The 20,080-nt window shown below is 42.9% G+C and carries 15 protein-coding genes, 11 tRNA genes and 1 rRNA gene; 3 read left to right on the top strand and 24 right to left on the bottom strand.

Going from position 1 to position 20,080, the window contains the following annotated elements; translation table 11 throughout:
* Nucleotides 1–138: 138 nt before the first annotated feature.
* The 13 genes from N1I87_RS16065 to N1I87_RS16125 form a co-directional block, all read right to left on the bottom strand.
* Nucleotides 139–1,693, bottom strand: a 16S ribosomal RNA gene (locus tag N1I87_RS16065).
* An 81-nt stretch (nucleotides 1,694–1,774) separates the two neighbouring features.
* A tRNA-Gly gene (locus N1I87_RS16070) sits at nucleotides 1,775–1,848 on the bottom strand.
* 9 nt (nucleotides 1,849–1,857) lie between these two features.
* A tRNA-Pro gene (locus tag N1I87_RS16075) sits at nucleotides 1,858–1,931 on the bottom strand.
* 22 nt (nucleotides 1,932–1,953) lie between these two features.
* Nucleotides 1,954–2,030: transfer RNA gene (locus tag N1I87_RS16080), tRNA-Arg, on the bottom strand.
* Between the two features lie 9 nt (nucleotides 2,031–2,039).
* Nucleotides 2,040–2,122, bottom strand: a tRNA-Leu gene (locus N1I87_RS16085).
* A 56-nt stretch (nucleotides 2,123–2,178) separates the two neighbouring features.
* Nucleotides 2,179–2,263, bottom strand: a tRNA-Leu gene (locus N1I87_RS16090).
* A 6-nt stretch (nucleotides 2,264–2,269) separates the two neighbouring features.
* Nucleotides 2,270–2,342 (bottom strand) — tRNA-Lys (locus tag N1I87_RS16095).
* Between the two features lie 10 nt (nucleotides 2,343–2,352).
* Nucleotides 2,353–2,427 (bottom strand) — tRNA-Gln (locus tag N1I87_RS16100).
* 8 nt (nucleotides 2,428–2,435) lie between these two features.
* Nucleotides 2,436–2,511, bottom strand: a tRNA-Asp gene (locus N1I87_RS16105).
* A gap of 46 nt (nucleotides 2,512–2,557) precedes the next feature.
* Nucleotides 2,558–2,629: transfer RNA gene (locus tag N1I87_RS16110), tRNA-Glu, on the bottom strand.
* A 4-nt stretch (nucleotides 2,630–2,633) separates the two neighbouring features.
* Nucleotides 2,634–2,726 (bottom strand) — tRNA-Ser (locus tag N1I87_RS16115).
* 9 nt (nucleotides 2,727–2,735) lie between these two features.
* Nucleotides 2,736–2,810: transfer RNA gene (locus N1I87_RS16120), tRNA-Asn, on the bottom strand.
* A gap of 267 nt (nucleotides 2,811–3,077) precedes the next feature.
* On the bottom strand, nucleotides 3,078–3,551 hold the full coding sequence (locus N1I87_RS16125; RefSeq protein WP_004439361.1) for a SprT family protein: 474 nt from the start codon (nucleotides 3,549–3,551) through the stop codon (nucleotides 3,078–3,080).
* 287 nt (nucleotides 3,552–3,838) lie between these two features.
* On the opposite strand from N1I87_RS16125, the gene cmpA reads away from it, so the two are divergent.
* Nucleotides 3,839–3,979, top strand: a complete 141-nt coding sequence (gene cmpA / locus N1I87_RS16130) for a cortex morphogenetic protein CmpA (RefSeq protein WP_147542788.1) — start codon at nucleotides 3,839–3,841, stop codon at nucleotides 3,977–3,979.
* Nucleotides 3,980–4,022: 43 nt separating this feature from the next.
* On the opposite strand, the gene N1I87_RS16135 is transcribed toward cmpA, so the two are convergent.
* The 5 genes from N1I87_RS16135 to N1I87_RS16155 form a co-directional block, all read right to left on the bottom strand.
* Nucleotides 4,023–6,176 carry a Tex family protein gene (locus N1I87_RS16135; protein WP_445285719.1) on the bottom strand — a complete coding sequence of 718 codons (2,154 nt, stop codon included), beginning with the start codon at nucleotides 6,174–6,176 and terminating at the stop codon, nucleotides 4,023–4,025.
* 600 nt (nucleotides 6,177–6,776) lie between these two features.
* Nucleotides 6,777–7,568 (bottom strand): RNA polymerase sigma factor SigB, encoded by a 792-nt coding sequence (gene sigB / locus N1I87_RS16140; protein WP_341095671.1) that lies wholly within the window; start codon nucleotides 7,566–7,568, stop codon nucleotides 6,777–6,779.
* Nucleotides 7,546–8,016: an anti-sigma B factor RsbW gene (gene rsbW, locus N1I87_RS16145; protein WP_341102878.1), complete on the bottom strand. Its 471-nt coding sequence runs from the start codon at nucleotides 8,014–8,016 to the stop codon at nucleotides 7,546–7,548. The genes sigB and rsbW overlap by 23 nt, the downstream gene beginning before the upstream one ends.
* 1,354 nt (nucleotides 8,017–9,370) lie before the next feature.
* Nucleotides 9,371–9,721: a type II toxin-antitoxin system endoribonuclease NdoA gene (gene ndoA / locus N1I87_RS16150; protein WP_004439372.1), complete on the bottom strand. Its 351-nt coding sequence runs from the start codon at nucleotides 9,719–9,721 to the stop codon at nucleotides 9,371–9,373.
* Between the two features lie 4 nt (nucleotides 9,722–9,725).
* Nucleotides 9,726–10,007, bottom strand: coding sequence for a CopG family ribbon-helix-helix protein (locus N1I87_RS16155; RefSeq protein ID WP_004439375.1), 282 nt, complete (start codon nucleotides 10,005–10,007; stop codon nucleotides 9,726–9,728).
* 201 nt (nucleotides 10,008–10,208) lie between these two features.
* Here N1I87_RS16155 and N1I87_RS16160 point away from each other — a divergent pair, with 201 nt between their 5' ends.
* Nucleotides 10,209–11,087 carry an IS982-like element ISGsp1 family transposase gene (locus tag N1I87_RS16160; protein WP_011231214.1) on the top strand — a complete coding sequence of 293 codons (879 nt, stop codon included), beginning with the start codon at nucleotides 10,209–10,211 and terminating at the stop codon, nucleotides 11,085–11,087.
* A gap of 102 nt (nucleotides 11,088–11,189) precedes the next feature.
* Here the strand turns inward: N1I87_RS16160 and alr are convergent, their stop codons facing one another.
* The 3 genes from alr to acpS all read right to left on the bottom strand — a co-directional run bounded on the left by alr (nucleotide 11,190) and on the right by acpS (nucleotide 14,098).
* Nucleotides 11,190–12,365, bottom strand: coding sequence for an alanine racemase (alr, locus tag N1I87_RS16165; RefSeq protein ID WP_341101759.1), 1,176 nt, complete (start codon nucleotides 12,363–12,365; stop codon nucleotides 11,190–11,192).
* Nucleotides 12,366–12,541: 176 nt separating this feature from the next.
* Nucleotides 12,542–13,552 (bottom strand): LolA family protein, encoded by a 1,011-nt coding sequence (locus tag N1I87_RS16170; protein WP_341102881.1) that lies wholly within the window; start codon nucleotides 13,550–13,552, stop codon nucleotides 12,542–12,544.
* 180 nt (nucleotides 13,553–13,732) lie between these two features.
* Nucleotides 13,733–14,098 carry a holo-ACP synthase gene (gene acpS / locus N1I87_RS16175; RefSeq protein WP_341102259.1) on the bottom strand — a complete coding sequence of 122 codons (366 nt, stop codon included), beginning with the start codon at nucleotides 14,096–14,098 and terminating at the stop codon, nucleotides 13,733–13,735.
* Nucleotides 14,099–14,248: 150 nt separating this feature from the next.
* Between acpS and N1I87_RS16180 the strand changes: the two genes are divergently transcribed.
* The gene (locus tag N1I87_RS16180; RefSeq protein ID WP_341102882.1) at nucleotides 14,249–14,845 is read left to right on the top strand and encodes a rhomboid family intramembrane serine protease; all 597 of its coding nucleotides are present in this window, start codon (nucleotides 14,249–14,251) and stop codon (nucleotides 14,843–14,845) included.
* A 92-nt stretch (nucleotides 14,846–14,937) separates the two neighbouring features.
* On the opposite strand, the gene N1I87_RS16185 is transcribed toward N1I87_RS16180, so the two are convergent.
* The 3 genes from N1I87_RS16185 to N1I87_RS16195 all read right to left on the bottom strand — a co-directional run bounded on the left by N1I87_RS16185 (nucleotide 14,938) and on the right by N1I87_RS16195 (nucleotide 19,616).
* Nucleotides 14,938–16,359, bottom strand: a complete 1,422-nt coding sequence (locus N1I87_RS16185) for a DEAD/DEAH box helicase (protein WP_270583420.1) — start codon at nucleotides 16,357–16,359, stop codon at nucleotides 14,938–14,940.
* 732 nt (nucleotides 16,360–17,091) lie between these two features.
* Complete coding sequence (locus N1I87_RS16190) at nucleotides 17,092–18,465, bottom strand: UDP-N-acetylmuramoyl-tripeptide--D-alanyl-D-alanine ligase (RefSeq protein ID WP_341102884.1); 1,374 nt, start codon at nucleotides 18,463–18,465, stop codon at nucleotides 17,092–17,094.
* Between the two features lie 86 nt (nucleotides 18,466–18,551).
* Nucleotides 18,552–19,616, bottom strand: coding sequence for a D-alanine--D-alanine ligase (locus tag N1I87_RS16195; protein WP_341102887.1), 1,065 nt, complete (start codon nucleotides 19,614–19,616; stop codon nucleotides 18,552–18,554).
* Nucleotides 19,617–20,080: the final 464 nt, after the last annotated feature.

A 20,080-nucleotide genomic window follows, 5' to 3' on the forward strand; every position in this document is an offset into this window, starting at 1 on the left:
TCATATCTGTCCAGCTCCGGCTCCTAGGTGCTCGAGGTCACAATCCATCTTGCTGCGGTGGTTGAAATACTACCTCCTCGCAAGCTGTCTTGTGCTTGTCGCACCTGAACAGTCGCCTCTGCTTTTCTTCTTCCTTAGAAAGGAGGTGATCCAGCCGCACCTTCCGATACGGCTACCTTGTTACGACTTCACCCCAATCATCTGCCCCACCTTCGGCGGCTGGCTCCCGTAAGGGTTACCTCACCGACTTCGGGTGTTGCAAACTCTCGTGGTGTGACGGGCGGTGTGTACAAGGCCCGGGAACGTATTCACCGCGGCATGCTGATCCGCGATTACTAGCGATTCCGGCTTCATGCAGGCGAGTTGCAGCCTGCAATCCGAACTGAGAATGGTTTTTTGGGATTGGCTCCACCTCGCGGTTTCGCGACCCTTTGTACCATCCATTGTAGCACGTGTGTAGCCCAGGTCATAAGGGGCATGATGATTTGACGTCATCCCCACCTTCCTCCGGTTTGTCACCGGCAGTCACCTTAGAGTGCCCAACTGAATGCTGGCAACTAAGGTCAAGGGTTGCGCTCGTTGCGGGACTTAACCCAACATCTCACGACACGAGCTGACGACAACCATGCACCACCTGTCACTCCGTCCCCCGAAGGGGAACCCTCTATCTCTAGAGGTAGCGAAGGATGTCAAGACCTGGTAAGGTTCTTCGCGTTGCTTCGAATTAAACCACATGCTCCACCGCTTGTGCGGGCCCCCGTCAATTCCTTTGAGTTTCAGCCTTGCGGCCGTACTCCCCAGGCGGAGTGCTTAATGCGTTAGCTGCAGCACTAAAGGGTGGAAGCCCTCTAACACTTAGCACTCATCGTTTACGGCGTGGACTACCAGGGTATCTAATCCTGTTCGCTCCCCACGCTTTCGCGCCTCAGCGTCAGTTACAGACCAGAGAGCCGCCTTCGCCACTGGTGTTCCTCCACATCTCTACGCATTTCACCGCTACACGTGGAATTCCGCTCTCCTCTTCTGCACTCAAGTCTCCCAGTTTCCAATGACCCTCCACGGTTGAGCCGTGGGCTTTCACATCAGACTTAAGAGACCGCCTGCGCGCGCTTTACGCCCAATAATTCCGGACAACGCTTGCCACCTACGTATTACCGCGGCTGCTGGCACGTAGTTAGCCGTGGCTTTCTGGTCAGGTACCGTCAAGGTACCGCCCTGTTCGAACGGTACTTGTTCTTCCCTGACAACAGAGCTTTACGATCCGAAGACCTTCTTCGCTCACGCGGCGTTGCTCCGTCAGACTTTCGTCCATTGCGGAAGATTCCCTACTGCTGCCTCCCGTAGGAGTCTGGGCCGTGTCTCAGTCCCAGTGTGGCCGATCACCCTCTCAGGTCGGCTACGCATCGTCGCCTTGGTGAGCCGTTACCTCACCAACTAGCTAATGCGCCGCGGGCCCATCTGCAAGCGGCAGCTTGCGCCGCCTTTCAACCTTCCTTCATGCGAAGGAAGATATTATCCGGTATTAGCCCCGGTTTCCCGGAGTTATCCCCGTCTTGCAGGCAGGTTGCCCACGTGTTACTCACCCGTCCGCCGCTAACTTTCAAAAAGCAAGCTTCTTGAAAGTCCGCTCGACTTGCATGTATTAGGCACGCCGCCAGCGTTCGTCCTGAGCCAGGATCAAACTCTCCAAAAAGAAATTTGACTTGGCTTGTTTCAATTGAAACATTGGTTTACGCTTCGTTTTGTTCAGTTTTCAAGGATCCATCTATTGTATTGGAGCGGGTGATGGGAATCGAACCCACGACAACAGCTTGGAAGGCTGTGGTTTTACCACTAAACTACACCCGCATCTCCAAATCGGGAAGACAGGATTCGAACCTGCGACCCCATGGTCCCAAACCATGTGCTCTACCAAGCTGAGCTACTTCCCGATGCGACATTTTTAATTGTACATGGCGCGCCCAAGAGGAGTCGAACCCCTAACCTTCTGATCCGTAGTCAGACGCTCTATCCAATTGAGCTATGGGCGCATTTGCCGATGCGGTCGAGAGGACTCGAACCTCCACGGGGTCGCCCCCACTAGGCCCTCAACCTAGCGCGTCTGCCATTCCGCCACGACCGCATTTTAAAGAACGTTTCTTATTATACTATTTTTTTAGAATAAGTCAATAATTTTTTTGGTGCGGGTGAAGGGAGTCGAACCCCCACGCCCGAAGGCGCCAGATCCTAAGTCTGGTGCGTCTGCCAATTCCGCCACACCCGCAAAATGTGAGCCATGGAGGATTCGAACCTCCGACCCTCTGATTAAAAGTCAGATGCTCTACCGACTGAGCTAATGGCTCATTTATAAGTTGGCTGGGCTAGCTGGATTCGAACCAGCGCATCACGGAGTCAAAGTCCGTTGCCTTACCGCTTGGCTATAGCCCAACAAACAATGGCGGTCCCGACGGGAATCGAACCCGCGATCTCCTGCGTGACAGGCAGGCGTGATAACCGCTACACTACGGGACCATAGATAGCAACAGCCAGTCCAACTGTTGCCGATTATAGATGGAAGTGACCCGTACGGGATTCGAACCCGTGTTACCGCCGTGAAAGGGCGGTGTCTTAACCACTTGACCAACGGGCCACGGTGGCGGAGAAGGCGGGATTCGAACCCGCGCGCCACATATCTGCGACCTAACGGTTTAGCAAACCGTCCTCTTCAGCCACTTGAGTACTTCTCCTTCATAAAGTGGCTCCGCAGGTAGGATTCGAACCTACGACCGATCGGTTAACAGCCGATTGCTCTACCACTGAGCTACTGCGGAACAATTGAAATAACTTATTAGCTTGTCGACTCTTCATATTATAATGACCTATATTTAACAAGTCAAGCATAAAATGAAAAATTTTTTTATTACCATGTTCTTCAAATGGGCATTCTATTTACGATCCCACCATCACTTTGCAACAAATTTTATGTTGGTTCCATTACACCCTGTCACTTACTGTCTCCATTCCCGCCTCAGGTTATTTCAAAATAACAAAAATGATATAAAAAACTTTTGAACAGTCAATGGAAAGTCGTCTTCTGTTTAATGCCTTACAAAATGACTTTCCATTAAAGAGAGTCGCCCTTTACATTTTCCGCAAACAAATTTCTTAGTATCCACCCTTCTCATACGCTTGAAAATTTGTTTGCACGATTGACATTGATAAATATATTGTTTTGTCGAGCGCTTTTTCTGAACAGTGGTCAAGGTGGAACAAAAACGAGGCGCTTTCACGCGATGCATTAATTCTTTAAAATCCCTGTCACGATGACGGTAGCCCTTCCCCTCTAGATGTAAATGATAATGGCAAAGCTCGTGCTTTATAATTCCTATTAATTCTTCTAAGCCATACTCTTCATAATGCTTCTTATTCACCTCTATATTGTGAGAATTCAACAAATACCTTCCGCCGGTAGTTCTAAGCCTCGGGTTAAAAAGCGCTTTATGAGTAAATGCTTTACCAAACCATTGTTGCGAAATAGTCTCTACTAGAGACTGCAATTCTTTGTTATCCAACCTCAACACCCCTCTGGAAACTTGACAAACCTATTCAGCATACTTATTAGTATTCGGATTTTTCTTTTGATTTTAAGCTTGGCATATTCTGTCACAACATCCGGCGCCTTCGTTTGATCGCATCATACAAACTGTATTTCGTGCCACTCGGTAAAAAAACGTGCTCATCCTTCGACCGCAAAAGAATCCTGTGCTTATGGCATCAAGAAAGCCGCAGCACCCGCCTTCAAAGCTAGAGTCCTGCGGCCCGTTTAGACGGTTGATTATCAACACTGGGAGGGTTTGATATGCCTAATTGGCTAAAAAATCAAATGCGAATGGCGTTTTTGCAAAAAGACCGAAGCCAAATCAAGTTATTGAACCAATGCTGGTTTTTTTACACGGAAAGAGAATTGAAGCAAAACGTAAAACCGCTCAAGTCAGTATAGACTGATGACATCCCACACTGCGATAATGCACTCTGGTGCATGTCTACTCATTAGGAGCAATCATCGTTAATGAAACTCTTCCTTTATTTAAGTCAACCTGATCGACCCAGACAGTAACCAAGTCGCCCACTGACACTACATCGAGAGGATGTTTCACAAACTCTTTTTTCATTTTGGAAATATGAACAAGTCCATCTTCCTTCACTCCGATGTCCACAAAAGCTCCAAAGTCTACTACATTGCGAACTGTTCCCTCGAGCTCCATGCCCGGTTTGAGGTCTTCCATTTTCAAAATATCTTTCTTTAAAAGCGGTTTAGGCAGTTCATCACGAGGATCTCTTTCCGGTTGAATAAGAGCATCGACAATGTCTTTCAGAGTCAGTTCACCGATGCCTAACGATTCAGCTGCATCTTTAATGGAAAGCCGTTCCAACGCTTCCCGCAATTCAGACGTGCCAAGATCAGCTGTCGTAAATCCTAGTTTCTCAAGCAATTGGCGGACTTGCGGATAGCTTTCCGGATGAATAGGAGTCCGGTCCAATGGCTCTTCCCCATCTAAAATTCTTAAAAAGCCAATAGACTGTTCAAACGTTTTTGCTCCTAACCTCGGAATGTCTTTTAGCTGCATCCGATTAGTAAACCGGCCATTTTCATTTCTATACTTCACAATATTGTTGGCAACGGATTTAGAAAGTCCAGAAACATATTGAAGCAAAGAGGCTGAAGCCGTGTTGACATTTACCCCCACTGAATTCACAACCGTCTCCACCACAAAATTAAGGGATTCCTGCAATTTTTTCTGTGAAACATCGTGCTGATATTGTCCTACACCAATGGATTGCGGGTCGATTTTGACTAGTTCCGCCAAAGGATCTTGAAGCCTTCTGGCAATCGATACGGCGCTTCTTTCCTCCACTTGAAGATCGGGAAACTCCTCGCGTGCCAAATCAGAAGCAGAGTAAACACTCGCGCCGGCCTCGTTTACAATGAGGTAAAAAATATCTTTTTTCATATTTTTTAAAATGTCCGCCACAAATTGTTCTGTTTCCCGAGAAGCCGTTCCATTGCCAATGGCTACTACTTCAATTGGAAAACGTTCCAAGAGATCAATAAAAAGGCGTTTCGCTTCTTCTTTCTTTGCTTTCGGAGGATGAGGATAAATCACTCCGATATGAAGCACTTTTCCCGTTTCATCGACTACGGCCAGTTTGCATCCCGTACGATAAGCCGGATCCACTCCAAGAACGGTTTTCCCTTTTAAAGGTGGTTGCATTAACAACCTTTTCAGATTTTCTGAAAAAATATGGATCGCCCTGTCTTCCGCTTTTTCCGTCAATTGATTGCGAATTTCCCTCTCAATAGAAGGTTGTATGAGCCGTTTGTAGCTGTCTTCCAGCGCTTCTTGAACAAAACGGGCAGATATGCTTTCCTTATTTTGAATGACCTTTTTCTGTAAAAAGCGTAAAATGTTTTCCGCATCTGTTTGAATTGACACCCGCAAAATCTCTTCTTGTTCTCCGCGGTTCACGGCCAATACACGGTGGGAAGCTGCTTTAATGACCGGTTCTTCATATTCGTAGTACATTTCATAAACCTTTTTTTCATCTTTTTCCGCATCTTTCACCGTACACTTTAACGTTCCATTTCGAAATGTTTCTTTTCGAATCCAGTCTCTTATAGAAGCATCATCCGAGACCATTTCCGCGATAATGTCTTTGGCGCCTTGGATGACTTCTTCTATCGAGAAAAGTTCTTTTTCGTCTGATAAATAGTTCGTTGCTTCTTCTTCAACAGACCCCGTCACCGGGAAACTTAGCAGCCAAAGAGCGAAAGGTTCCAATCCTTTTTCCTTGGCAATGGTCGCTTTTGTCCGTCTTTTTTGTTTATACGGGCGGTAATAGTCTTCTACCTCTTGCAGTTTATCAGCAGCTAAAATCTTTTGCTGCAATTCTTCCGTCAGCTTGCCTTGTCCTTCAATGCTGCGCAAAACTTCTTCTTTTCGTTTCTCCAAGTTCTGAAGGTAGTCCCATCTTTCCATAATCGAACGAATTTGAACTTCGTCGAGCGCTCCGGTTGCTTCTTTTCGGTAACGAGCGATAAACGGGACTGTATTGCCCTCTTCCAACATGGAAATAACCGTTTGTACTTGTTTCCATTTTAGTGATTGTTCTTCAGCTATCTTTTTTAGTAAATTCATTTCTCTGTCAGTCGATTGTTCAATCATATTCGTTCCGTTCAAAACGGAGTTCACTCCTTTTCCTAAACTTCTAGAAAAAGCAAAAAAGTCTTCCAAATGGAGAATCGAGGAAGTCCTTTTCAATCGATACACTATCGATGAGCAGCAAAAGCTTCTTCTTATCCGTTGAGTGATTAAGCTGCCCTCTAGTCGGATGATTCAACAACCCTCAGGTTGAGCTAATACATGCTCTCATAGACATTCGATTGATCATATATGTGTTCTCCCATTTTATCATAATTTCCTCTTTAGCAGATAAGGTGAGACGGAATGAGGAAGAAAGTAGGGGGTTGGTTGGGACTCTGGGAGCTCATTGATTCAATTTTTTCCAAAAAAAATGACTAGAGAACCCTTCTCGCCCGTGATCGCCATCGTCATTCTTTTTTAGAAAAAATCAACCAAACTGCTAATTCCTCTCAAAAAATACTTTCTTATCATTGGTTTCAAACGAAAAATTATGCTTTTTTGGTTTCACCAATCTCTATGTTCAAAAAAACTGTCTATGCCCAATTTTTTAAGAGATTGGGAAGCAGCAAATGACACACCAATTATGGATCGGTTTCATTTTTCCGAATTCATCGTTTCGGATCGAATGGCTTTTTTTAATTTTTGAACGGCGCGACGTTGAAGACGGGACACATGCATTTGGGAAATTCCCAACTTTTCGCCTGCATCTTTCTGGCTCATATTTTCCAAATACGTATACTGAATAATTTTCCATTCTCTCTCGTTCAGTACAGGAAGGACCTTTTCCAAGTCGAGGCGCTGATCCACTTTTTCATATCCTTTTTCCTCATTCCCCACCATATCAAGCAATGTCATGGTGCCGCCTTCAGAATCGGCTTCAATCGTATGATCAACGGATAACGTCTGGTAGCCTTTCACCATTTCCATTGCTTCCAGTACCTCTTCTTCCGTGATATCCAAGTAAGCAGCGATTTCCTTTACTTGAGGTGATCTTTGCATTTCACACGTCAATTTTTCGACTGTTGACTGTATTTTAGGACCTAGTTCTTTAATTCTGCGGGGAACATGAACACTCCATGTCTTATCGCGCAAATATCTTTTGATCTCACCGACAATCGTCGGTATTGCAAATGCTTCAAAGCTTTTGCCAAAAGATCGGTCATAGCGGCGGACGGCCCCTAAAAGCCCGATCATTCCAACTTGTACGATGTCCTCATGGTAAGATTTTCCCTTTGAATACTTTCGTGCAATCGATTCAACCAAATGATGATAATGCGTCACGATTTTTTCCTGCGATTCTTGGCATTTATGACGCTGAAACTCTTCGATCCATTTCATAACCTTTTGTTTAAAAGGACATTCATTAGGTTGAGATGGTTTTCGCATCCCTCTCCACCTGCTCTCTTTTAAGATATTTTGTCATAAAGACGGATACCCCTTCTTGGTGATGGATTTTCACATCATCCATAAGCATTTCAATCAAATATAATCCTAATCCTCCTTCACGAAAAAATTCTCCTTCCCTTTGTTCAAGATGGCACATCTCCTTTTTCAAATCAGATGATTGGAAACTTTGACCTCTATAGGCCACCATTAATTCCAATCGATCATGATATAGAGAAAATCCAATGACCATTTCTCCTTTTCCTTGTTCTTGGTACGCATACGGTATTGCATTGAGAATCGCTTCGCTGACAACAATTTTCAAGTCCTCAATAGCCTCATACATAAAACCCATTCGACTTGCGATCCCAGATAGCGTTAAACGGATTACTCCTATATACTCCGGCTTGGCAGGTATTTTCATCTCGATATAATCAAAAGGCTGCCCCATGACACTCCATCCTCTGCTTTCTTGTTAAATGTTCAAGATATCCACAAAATCTGATGATGTCAAATCATCTATTGAATCGTTCTGTAAGCCTCATTCAATAAAATTTCTTATGAATCTGCCATTTGTAAAAAGAATAACAAATACTTCGAGGCCTGTACTATCCAATTATTTCAAGTCGAACCAATCCACAACTACCTAATTCTCCTTTTCCTCCGCATAAGAATCGTAATTTTCTTAACTCATGGAAAACGCAATCTTTTCTTAATCGCTGCTCTTTTTCCATACCGTTCTTTATTCGGCTATATCTCATAGGTTTAGATATTAAAATGATCGAAGTACAATGAATGGTATAACTGGTTGCCAAGGTAGACGCCTGTCTCAATAAAAAACCAAAAACCGAATTGAAGAATTTCTATCAGTTAGTCCTATAACCTGTGTTAGGCAGCTGCAAAACTGGGTGTTTAAAAGGCTGTATCTATTGCGGCCCAACTTGCGTACTATTTGATGAAATGTAATGATGAGGCACACAGCATACGGGGGTAAAAATAAAAACCTTGATATTAATCCCCTAATTGTTAAGAGATCAAGTTTTTTGCTTTTTTTCCGTCTAAAAACCACATAAACAATCTAAAAAATACTACAAAAAACAAAGATTGTATCATGTTTTCAGTCCAATTGAATGTATTATTTTCAACATAATCAAAAATAACTAAAACAAAATATAATACGATGGATAATATGAAATTCTTATAAAAGACGTTCATATCATTCCTCCTTGAAGTGTTTAAAAACGAAAAACCATTTCTCTCCCACTCTAAAATTCCAACACAAATAGAGAATCCCCCATTCCATTTTACCTAAAATTTTCTATATTTTCAGATAATAATATCCGCTTATAAACATAAAACGAGTCATTTTAGTACTATTGAAAGTTTGCTGATTTCTGTCATGTAAACCACTTTAGTCAATCATAAACTATTCTCAGTCATATTTCTAATTTTCAGAATAACGGTTTTCCTTTTTCAAACAAGGCTGACTGAAATGCGTGCATCGGGTAAATAGATCAAAACAAACGGAAGTAAAAGGCGGGTTCATGTTGAATGCTATCCTTGCAAATCCGCAGAGTATGCTTTGCTTGACGGCAATCACACACCTACACGAAGGTGAAGGTGAAGATTTTTGAAGCAGATAGGCAGTCCAAAGAGAAAATCTTTTTTCTCTAAAGATAAGAGCCAATTTATTAAAGTAGACTTTCCGACAAATAAACGGCTTTTTTTGCATTTACACGCAACCGCAAACGTTTTTAAATGTGAGTAAATAACAACGCCCCTTTAGACAACCAAGGAGCGTTCATTTAAAAGTCTATTAGACCTAAACTGATTTGCAAGGCTTCGTCCACTTTTTCCATCATTTCTTCATCTAAATGGGAAATTTTATCCGTTAAGCGTTGTTTGTCAATTGTGCGTATTTGTTCCAGCAAGATAACGGAATCCCGCTCAAAACCATATCGCTTTGCGTCAATTTCTACGTGTGTAGGCAGTTTGGCTTTTTGGATTTGCGCTGTGATAGCAGCAACAATTACAGTGGGACTAAACCGGTTCCCTATGTCGTTTTGAAGGACTAGTACTGGACGCACTCCGCCTTGCTCCGAGCCGACAACAGGGGAAAGGTCTGCAAAATACACATCACCACGCTTAACAATCAAAGGATTAGCCCCCACTTACTAATCGTTCTACCGTATTCTCTGCCTCATATTCCGCTTGAATAGCCTCGGAGGCAATAGCAAGATTGATTTTTGCCATTTCCATATAGCCTCGTCTCATCGTTTCCCTTATTTGACGCTTTTTGCGTTCTCGAAGATACGCTTTTGTGGCGCGATAAATAAATTCATTGCGATTCACATTTTCCTGCTCAGCAAATCCGTCTAATTCGTTTAAAAATTGCTGCGGCAATCGAATTAAGATTTCTGTCGTTGTGCTGGATTCAGACACGAACTACACCTCCACCGTTCACTGCAATAACCGTCTCTTTACACTACCAAATCCATGATACCATCAATTGAGCCGCCCGAAAAGATAAATTATGAAACCCGTGGTGCTAGATAAAACTCAGACAAGCATAAAAATAGCCCTTGCTGGCGGATCTCCAGTAGAATGAAAGTGTCACCCAACATTCGAAAGGAGAGATCCCCCATGCAAGAGCACTTTCATTTTACTACAGATCCAGCCAAACTTCAAAAACAATATGCCGCTATTTTCTGTTTTGTTTCTGCCCAACTGTCGTTGATTCAAATGTATCTTCATCGCCGCAACCGTCACTTGGTCAAGCAAGAAGACGAAGTGGTCATGGCGGTTCACCTTTTGGGGAAGCTGCTGGGCTTTTCTTCCGAACGAGCCTGGCATCGTTTTGTCACGGGAAATTTGTTCACAAACGGCTCGTTTCTTGAACGCTCCCGATACAACCGCCGCTGCCGAGCGCTTGGTTTCGCCATCAAATGGATCCGTCATGAGCTGGCGAAACGTGGCCAACACCATGCTTATGCGGTCGTCGACAGCTTGCCTCTTCCGTTGTGCCATCCCGCAAGAATGCAGCGCGTCAAGCGGTTTCGAGGGATCGCGGATATGGGGTATTGTGCTTCCAAAAAGCAATGGTACTACGGTTTCAAGCTGCATCTTCAAGTGACCAATCAAGGGCTGGCCATGGGCTATGTCGTGACGGAAGCGTCCTGCCACGACGTCAAAGCCGCTGAAACGGTGATGACTCAAATCCCTCATCCCTACAACTTTGGGGACAAAGGGTACATCAGCCACGCTCTTCGAGAAAAGCTGTACGAAGAACACCAAGCCGCGTTCTGGACACCGTCTCGACACAATCAAAAGCACGGCCCATCCAAGGCATGGGAAGAATGGATCAGGAAAAAACGCAAAGTCATCGAGACGGTGTTTTCGATTCTCGTAGACCAATACCGGATCACCGACATTCGAGCGAATTCCATTGCCGGGTTTGAAGTGGCACTCGATGGCATCTTGTTGGCTTATTCCTTGGTCACACTAGGGCTGGTTGAGCGCTGACACTCAACTAGCACCACGGGTAAATTATGAATTCTTCACCTATTATCGTCATAAAAACACGAAAATTATGCATTTATATTGACAAAGAAAAAAATTCACTGCTTACATTTTCCGGTGAGAAGACAAAAGTGGGTTTGAAACGTCCACAATCTTTCCGGATTCTATATAGACACGGGGAACTCGATGGGAAATCATACAACCAATTTCATAATGAATCGTTTCAAGCTTTGCTGCAATTTCATCCATCGTGATTTCATCCCGGCCTTGCTTACCGATCAAAACGACTTCCGTTCCTACGGGCACTTCCTCATCTAAGCGGATCATGCATTGATCCATGCAAATTCGTCCTACGATAGGAGCTCTTTTCCCGCCAACCAGCACTTCTTGGCCTTGAAGCTTGCGAATCCAGCCGTCTGCATAGCCGATTGGCAAAGTAGCGATCCATTCATCTTCCTTTGCTTCATATACACCCCCGTAGCTGATTCTTTCTCCCTTCTTCACCTTTTTCACATGAACAATTTTTGTATGCAGAGATAATGCCGGTTTTAATTCAAAAGGAAGAAGGGATTGGATGTCGGCAGAAGGCGACAGCCCATACATCGAAATTCCATAGCGAACAAGATTAAAAGCATGAGATGTTTCTTTAAACCTTAAAGTAGCTGCACTATTCGCGCAATGAATATATTTTGGTTTTTGTTCCAGAAGTTGCACCATCACTTGAAATTTTTCAAATTGTTTCCGGAAATAATCTGTATCTACTTCGTCGGCTGTCGCAAAATGAGTAAAAATCCCTTCTAATCGAAAGGCAGGGGAACGCATAATTCGTTTTTCCAATGCTTTCAACTCTTTTTCGGTCCTTACACCGATTCGGCCCATTCCCGTATCTACTTTCATATGCACACTTAACGAGGAGCCATTCAAAAATGGTTCCGCTCTTTCCAACCATTCTTCCTGAAACACCGTCAACGAAATACGATGGTCTGCTGCCAACTTGGCGTCTTCCGGCCTGGAAGCTCCTAATACTAAAATCGGCACTTCGATTCCGCTGTTCCTTAATTTCAAAGCTTCATCTAAAAAGGCCACAGCCAAACCTTTGGCTCCCGCCTTTATAGCGGTGTTGGCAACTTGAACATCACCGTGACCGTATGCATTGGCTTTTACCACAGCAAATAAATCCGTTGTAGACGGCAAAAGTTGCAAAGCTTCTTTTACATTATAAGCAATGTGATCCAAATTAATTTCAACCCATGTATCCCTGTAAAACTGAGATGTATCCACTCATGACCCTTCTTTCCACTAAACTCCCCTTCATTATGACAAATATTGTCGAATTTTTAAATGCAAAAAAAGAACTGACCTAAAAGTAAAATCGCTTTTGGGCCAGCGTTTTCTGAATCATATGAGTTTCCGTTGTTTAAATAGGGTAAAATTACCAATCGAAAAAGAATTCCCTCTTATTTTTCCGGATTTCCTTGCATGGAACTCGCAATTCTGATCATTTCTTGCTTCGTGAGGTTCTTCGATGCCAACGTGTAATCAACCCCATGATACGTCCAAGAGAGCGAGTGATCGGTTATGGACCCGATGGCAAAGCCAAGATCCGCCACTTCACCATCCAAATCAATTGGTTCGGAAGCCTCAACAGCGTGAGCTTTTTCTTGAACAATCGTAAACGATTTTTTCCCGCCATAGGTAAGAACAACCCGTTTCCCATTATCAGATGACAACTCATTTTCTTCCACCAGCTTTGTTCCTTCTAAATCAGCAAGAGGATATTGAACGGAAAAATCTTGATCACCCAAATTTGCAGCAACCGGTACTTCAAGCTGAGCTCCTGTCATATTCTTTTTCATATCAAAGGACGACGAATCAAAATTGGCATGTAGATCCAAATTTTTGAATTTGACGGTGACTAATGGATTGTGGTCGGTGTCCATTACTTTTACGGAGACAGGTGTTAAGTCTTTTTTGTTAAAAACGATTTCTTGGTAAGGAAGGATTTGCTTGTTTTGATAGCGGGTTTTGGTTTCAAATACATAGTGGTTTTTCGTTTCTTTAAAATTCGCCTCTTTATCTTCTAAAATGTCTTTCACTAACGACTCATATAAGTATGCTTGACTGCTGTTCTTAGGCCAATCACTTTGGAATCGAAAGCTTTTATTAAGGGCAGGAGTTAATACGTACACACCGGTATCATTTCGCAAAATCATTTGGCTCTGGTCTCTTTTGGCCGCCTTTAGTTCTACCCGGTAATATTGATGTTCTTTATTCCATACTTCCACATTATACGTTTGTTTTTCTTCTCCCACTTTTAAGGTCATTTGCGCTTCCGCTTTATACCCTTTTAATTTGCCGATTTTTTCATTTAGATCGGAAACAACCTCCTCTTTTGTCTTAGAACCGCAGGCAGCGAGAACAATCATTGTCAATAAGCCAATGAATAAGAGCGCCACATTCTTTTTCATTCTTTTCACTTCCCCTTTGTCTCATTTAAACATGAAAGGGAGAGAGAAGATGTTCATAACCTAAGATGAACAGGCACTTATGCCTCTTTCGTCCAGCGCTGTTGCCTGCAATCTCGGCTTTTCGATCTTGTCTCTCCTGCTGTTATCCAATATATGAGACAACCATAGGGAATATGTACTTTAAAAATCTTTTCCCATTTTTTCGATGATCACTTGAGCAGCAGCAAATTCCCGGCTATGCGTAATAGTTAAATGAACTCCTTCTTTAAAAGGCTTGACGATCATCGGTTTTCCGTTCTCATTATATTGAATTTCGATGTCGTGAAACGTCAACTCTTTTCCGATTCCCGTTCCGTAGGCCTTGGAAAAAGCTTCTTTTGCCGCAAATCGCCCTGCCAAATATTCAGCTTGCCGTTTTGACGATAAAGATTGAAATATATTCATTTCATTTGCAGTCAGTATTCTACATGGAAATTTCGGTTGACGACGAATCAGCGTTTCAATCCTTTCCATTTCTACAATATCTAAACCAATGCCAATAATCATCACAGTTCGTCCCTTCTAAATGATTTCCGGCCGCATATAAATGGAGGTAGCATGTGAGAATCTTGCATCGAAATGCTTTTGGAACGCAGGATCGAAAAGCATTTCGTTGTTGCCCCAACTTCGTCACTCCCTTAACCAGAGGTGAAGTCCATGTTTCAGCACAGTGAACGAATGGCAGATTTTATCCGTTATTATCCTTGCGTTTCCACATTAGCCGGTATTCAGACTCTATTTTATTTGGCGACATGGATTCCTTTTTTCCCTGCTGTCGCTTTCTACCAATCTTTTTCCGGAACCAATATCGCGATTGCGAATGGAGAATGGTGGCGACTCATTTCCTCCATTTTCATTCATAGAGGATTCTCCCATTTTTTCTTCAACACGATCACACTGGTTTTATTCGCTCCTCCTTTAGAGATCATGTTAAAAAAAATCAAGTTTTTATTACTCTACTTATTATCCGGGATTTTCGCAAATGCCGCCACCTTTCTATTTATGCCTTTAACCTACACTCATATCGGTTCAAGCGGAGCCATTTTCGGGTTATTCGGGTCCTTTGCCGCTTTCTTGCTGGTGAAGCCCCCTTTGCTAGCCGATCATCATCAAAAAATCATTTTTCCGGTTGTACTCATCGCTCTATTGATGACGTTTATTCAAACCGAAGTGAATATCGTTTCCCACCTGGCAGGTTTTGCTTACGGATTCTTCATGGGCATCCTGTATCGAAAGAAACTCCTTGTTGAATGATCATCCTATTAAGAACGACAATGGCGGAAAGCAACCAGCCGTTTTCGCATTTCTCGCTCCAGATATTTGCAAACAAAAAAGCATAGGAATTCCTATGCTTTTGGAACGGATTTTCTTCGGCTCACGCGCGATCTTTGATTTTTGCGTTGATTTCCTTGTGTTTTATTAAAAGAACGTCTGCTCTCTTTTTTCATTGGCAGCGGCCCTTCCTCCGTAATATGGACAGGAGTGCGGTTCGGTTCTTTTGTAAGGAGTTTAAGGGCAGCGGCCACCACTTGACTTGGCGGGAACTGTGCCAGCAACTCGTTCGCTAATTCTTGATAGTCCTCTAAATTTTCATTATTTAAGCATGTCTCAATTTCATTCACGGCTGCTTTTTGTTGTCCGATGAGCGCTTCCGTCCATGTCGGCGGCTGCATCGGCGTCATCCGTTTTTTCGTCGTTCGTTCTACTTCTCTTAAATAGCCCATTTCCCTAGGGGATACGAACGTAATGGCAATTCCTTCTTTTCCGGCTCGTCCGGTCCTGCCAATACGGTGAACATAGCTTTCCGGATCTTGCGGAATATCATAGTTATAAACATGAGTAACCCCGGAAATATCCAATCCCCGTGCCGCAACGTCGGTCGCCACAAGAACATCGACTTTTCCTTCTTTAAACTTTTTCAGGACGTTCAAGCGTTTCATTTGGCTTAGGTCCCCGTGAATCCCTTCAGCAGAATACCCGCGCAAAGTAAGCGCCCTTGTCAATTCATCCACTCTACGCTTCGTTCTGCCGAATACAATCGCAAGCTCAGGAGATTGTACGTCCAGAAGCCGGGAAAGAACGTCAAATTTTTCTCTTTCTTGAATCTTGATAAAATATTGTTCAATTTGCGGAACCGTCATTTCTTTTGCTTTCACTTGAACTAATTCCGGATTTTTCATAAATTTTTCGGCAATAGCACGGATCGGTTCCGGCATTGTTGCAGAAAAAAGAAGGGTTTGCCGCTCTTTCGGCATATGGGAAAGGATGGCTTCAATATCTTGAATAAAACCCATATTGAGCATTTCATCCGCTTCGTCAAGAACGAGCGTATGAAGATGGTCTAATTTTAATGTCTGTCTATTGATGTGATCAAGAATTCTTCCCGGAGTTCCCACAATCACATGCGGCTGTTTTTTCAAAGCGCGGATTTGTCTTTGAATATCTTGGCCGCCGTACACTGCAAGAATGCGCACCCGTTTATGATAGCCGATCTTATATAATTCCTCTGATACTTGGATGGCCAATTCCCGTGTAGGGGCTATGATCATTCCTTGAATATGATGATTTTTCGTATCGATTTTTTCCATTAACGGAATACCGAAAGCGGCGGTTTTCCCTGTACCCGTTTGAGCTTGTCCGATCAAATCCTTTCCGTCTAAGCTTTTTGGAATCGTGGCCGCTTGGATCGGAGTCGCCTCCTCGAAACCCAGTTGGTCAATCGATTTCAATAGAGCTGGACTCAAACCTAATTCTACAAATTTTGTCAATTCTCTCTTCTCCTTCTTAAACCTAAATAAATGTTTGTTACACAATATGCAGTTTTTTTCGTCTTACTTTTCAAAAAGGCCTTCATTGTTTCACGATAAATTCCTTTTATTTATATTTTTCCTTTTGATGAAAATGATATGGATGAGAACAGTCAATCAAGAAAAAATATGGAAGTTTCAATCACATGAAACGGTCTTAAAACTAGTTTTTCAAAAAAACATGAATAAAACACCTTAAACAAAAAAATACTCTTCCCACTGAAGAGCGATATTTAGCGTCACTTTTATCCGCTAACTCAGTTTCCTACACACGGATACGAGTAAAGATATCGAAAAGCAATGAGCTTGAACTTTCCATTATAGTCTAGAAGTACACAATCGCTAACCCTCTTAATGGTGGAAATGAAAGGAGGCCTCCGGTTGGTATGCCGACTCCTTTGGCGGATTGATATGAAAGATGAATAACAAAGTGAAACTCCCACTAGCGGCAGCCTTTTTCGCTGAAACAATCGGCCTTTTGCGGGCAACTGACGTGCAACTACATTTTATGCCTGGCCTCATGGGCAGGGGCTGCCCATGAAAGCGTAATAAACAATTTACGGTAATCGTACCATTTCATTGAATAAAATTCAATTCCATCATCCTGATAACTTTATCCTTCTTAGTGGAAAAAAGCAAGGACTTTATTCCGTAAAGCAAATAAAAGCGTTCCGTTTTCATCGAAAAACAGCATTACGCTTGTAAAAGATGGACGACCTCTTCCAATTTCATACCTCGTGATGCCTTCACTAAAATCAGTTCATTTCCCGTTAACAAGGATTTCAGCTTTTCCACGAGTTTCTCTTTTTCCATAAAAGCGAAAACGCGGTGTTCCGGCAATACGGTTTTCGCACCTTTCGCAATATATTGGCCTAATGCACCAATGGTGAACACATAGTCAATAGCATGTGGATTGATTTCTTTTCCAATCTCTTCATGGTATTGCTTTTCTTTCGGACCGAGTTCAAGCATATCGCCCAGAACCAAAATTTTCCGTTCGTAGCCTTGAAGTTCGGAAACCAAATCAATCGCTGCTCTTACCGAGGTAGGACTTGCATTATATGCATCATTGATAATTTTTTCTCCTTTGCTTCCCTCTACAAGTTCCAATCTCATTTTAGTTAATTCGATCTTTTTTAAGCCGTCTTCAATCTCATCGTAAGAGATCCCCAATTCACGAGCAACGAGAATAGCAGCCAATGCATTAAACACATTATGCTTACCGAGCACTGAAAGAAAGAATTCTCGTTCCGGTTCTGTATTAATGGAAAACTGGCTTCCCTCATTGGTCTGACGGATTTTCGTCGGGTATAAATCATTTTTTGCCGATTCCCCAAACGTTTTCGCCGTCAAATGAGGCGTATTTTGGACTAGTCGCTCCAAAAGCGGTTCATCGCCGTGGTAAACAAGCACACCATTTTTGTCTAAGCCGTTAATAATTTCAAATTTTGCTTCTGCGATCGCTTCCCTCGAACCTAAATCTAACAGATGAGCTTCTCCAATATTGGTAATAACGGCTATATCCGGTCGAGCCATCCGCGTCAAAAAATCAATTTCCCCTTTTGAACTCATTCCCATCTCTAAAATCGCTGCTTCTGTATCTTGTTTTAAGGAAAGCAGCGTCAAAGGCAATCCGATATGATTATTGTAGTTTCCTTCCGTTTTTTGAACACGGTATCGACTCGACAAAAGGCTGCTGATGATATCCTTTGTAGTCGTTTTTCCGTTGCTTCCGGTTACACCTACCACTTTGATCGACAGTTCATCACGATATGCTTTGGCAAGACGTTGGAGCGCTTCCAATGTATCGTCCACCATAATGATCGGGAAATGTTCCGGTGGATTGGGAACATCTTTTTGCCAAAGGGAAGCAGCTGCCCCGTTTTGAAACGCTGTTTCGACGTAACGGTGCCCATCCGTATGGTCTCCCTTTAAAGGGACAAACAAATTCCCTTTTTCGATTTTTCGGGAATCAATACTCACTCCTTGAATCACAATGTCTTTATGGGAAAGTTCATATGGTGCTCCCATCATTTCAGCAACTTGTTGAATCGTTTTGACAATCATTTCCCTTCACCTTTTCTTCCTCGGAATAAACAGACGCGGCATTTTGAAAAACCGCGTCCACTCTATGAAACTGTGTATTTGATCTTTTAAACGGTGTATTTGATCTTTTGTTTTTCCTCATGCCTTTTTATGGCCAAATCAATTAATGTTTCAATCAGCTGAGGGTAATCTAAACCGCTATGTTTCCAAAGAAGCGGAAACATGCTGACGGGGGTAAATCCCGGCATCGTATTGACCTCATTAATCAGAACTCGGCCGTCTTCTGTCAAAAAGAAATCGGCACGAACCAGTCCGGAACAATCTAAAGCTTGGAAAGCTTTGATCGCTATTTGCTCCATCTCTGCCTTAACTTTCTCAGAAATTTCTGCCGGTATAATCAATTGCGTACTATTATCTTGATATTTCGCTTTATAATCATAAAATTCCTTTTTAGGAACGATTTCTCCCGGTACGGAACATTTCGGATCATCGTTCCCGAGCACTCCCATTTCTATTTCTCTCGCTTTTACTCCCTGTTCCACAATGATTTTACGGTCATAGTGAAAAGCTTCCTTAAAGGCCTTTTCCAATTCATCTCGATTGGAACATTTGTTAATTCCCACGCTGGAACCGAGGTTGGCCGGTTTCACAAAACAAGGATAGCCGATTTCTTTTTCCGTTAATTCGTATGTTTCTTCTTGATTTTTTTCCCAATGGCTGCGCGTAAACCAAACATAATCGACTTGGTCAAGGCCTGCTTCTGCAAATATATGTTTCATGATCACTTTGTCCATTCCCGCCGCCGAGGCTAAGACTCCATTTCCGACATAAGGAATGTTTAAAAGTTCAAGCATCCCTTGAACTGTGCCGTCTTCACCATTTGGTCCGTGCAAAAGCGGGAAGACCACATCAAACTCTTCACCGCCTTCCAGGAAAGCCGCTAACGGATGAGTGGATTCTTGGTTTTGAGGCGAAAACTGCAAAGCTTCCACGCTTTCTGCCGGCCTTTCCAATTTCGGTCCTTTAATCCATTGCCCTTCTTTATTTATATGAACCGGATACACGTCGAATTTTTCCAAATCCAACGCTTCCGTCACTGCTTTGGCCGTCTGAAGGGAAACTTCATGTTCTGCTGATTTCCCGCCATATAATAAACAAACTTTCGTTTTCATCACGAACCTCCAATAAAGTTGTTGATTTTCATTAAGAAAAATCATTCTATTCCTGTTCATTGAATAACATTTCTATTTTATCATTTCTTTACATACCGGAAAAACGTTTCTTCATATGATTATATGCAATCACACTATGAAATTTTAAGAAAATCTGGATAATACATGGCTTTTCGTTCTTTATTCAAGATTTCCTGTTTACTAAAGAAAGGCAGAAAGGTTCCAATTGGAATGGTCCGCCTCACTTTCCTGAAACGTACATCTTCTGGAAAAAATTTCTTCAAAGCTCTCCATTGCTTTTTCCACAAGAAACCGGAAATCAAGGGTCAATCCGAAAATAGATTAGAAAATGGAGATCGTTTTTATTCTTATATTCGCATTATAAAAACGCCAGCCGTGAACTACCCACCACCTACGCTTCGCTTAGAGGCGGGGGCTTCAAGCGACTTGTGCGTGTTCGCTGA

This window comes from Bacillus sp. FSL W8-0102, assembly GCF_038007225.1.
Lineage (GTDB): Bacteria > Bacillota > Bacilli > Bacillales > DSM-4216 > Bacillus_O > Bacillus_O smithii.

Coding starts and splice junctions, on each gene's coding strand:
- N1I87_RS16135 (WP_445285719.1), bottom strand. CDS start 6,176: ATGAATTTACTAAAAAAGATAGCTGAAGAACAATCACTAAAATGGAAA.
- cmpA (WP_147542788.1), top strand. CDS start 3,839: ATGCCTAATTGGCTAAAAAATCAAATGCGAATGGCGTTTTTGCAAAAA.
- N1I87_RS16180 (WP_341102882.1), top strand. CDS start 14,249: ATGTTTCAGCACAGTGAACGAATGGCAGATTTTATCCGTTATTATCCT.
- N1I87_RS16195 (WP_341102887.1), bottom strand. CDS start 19,616: ATGAAAACGAAAGTTTGTTTATTATATGGCGGGAAATCAGCAGAACAT.
- sigB (WP_341095671.1), bottom strand. CDS start 7,568: ATGCGAAAACCATCTCAACCTAATGAATGTCCTTTTAAACAAAAGGTT.
- rsbW (WP_341102878.1), bottom strand. CDS start 8,016: ATGGGGCAGCCTTTTGATTATATCGAGATGAAAATACCTGCCAAGCCG.
- N1I87_RS16170 (WP_341102881.1), bottom strand. CDS start 13,552: ATGAAAAAGAATGTGGCGCTCTTATTCATTGGCTTATTGACAATGATT.
- N1I87_RS16160 (WP_011231214.1), top strand. CDS start 10,209: ATGCAAGAGCACTTTCATTTTACTACAGATCCAGCCAAACTTCAAAAA.
- N1I87_RS16190 (WP_341102884.1), bottom strand. CDS start 18,465: ATGATTGTCAAAACGATTCAACAAGTTGCTGAAATGATGGGAGCACCA.
- acpS (WP_341102259.1), bottom strand. CDS start 14,098: ATGATTATTGGCATTGGTTTAGATATTGTAGAAATGGAAAGGATTGAA.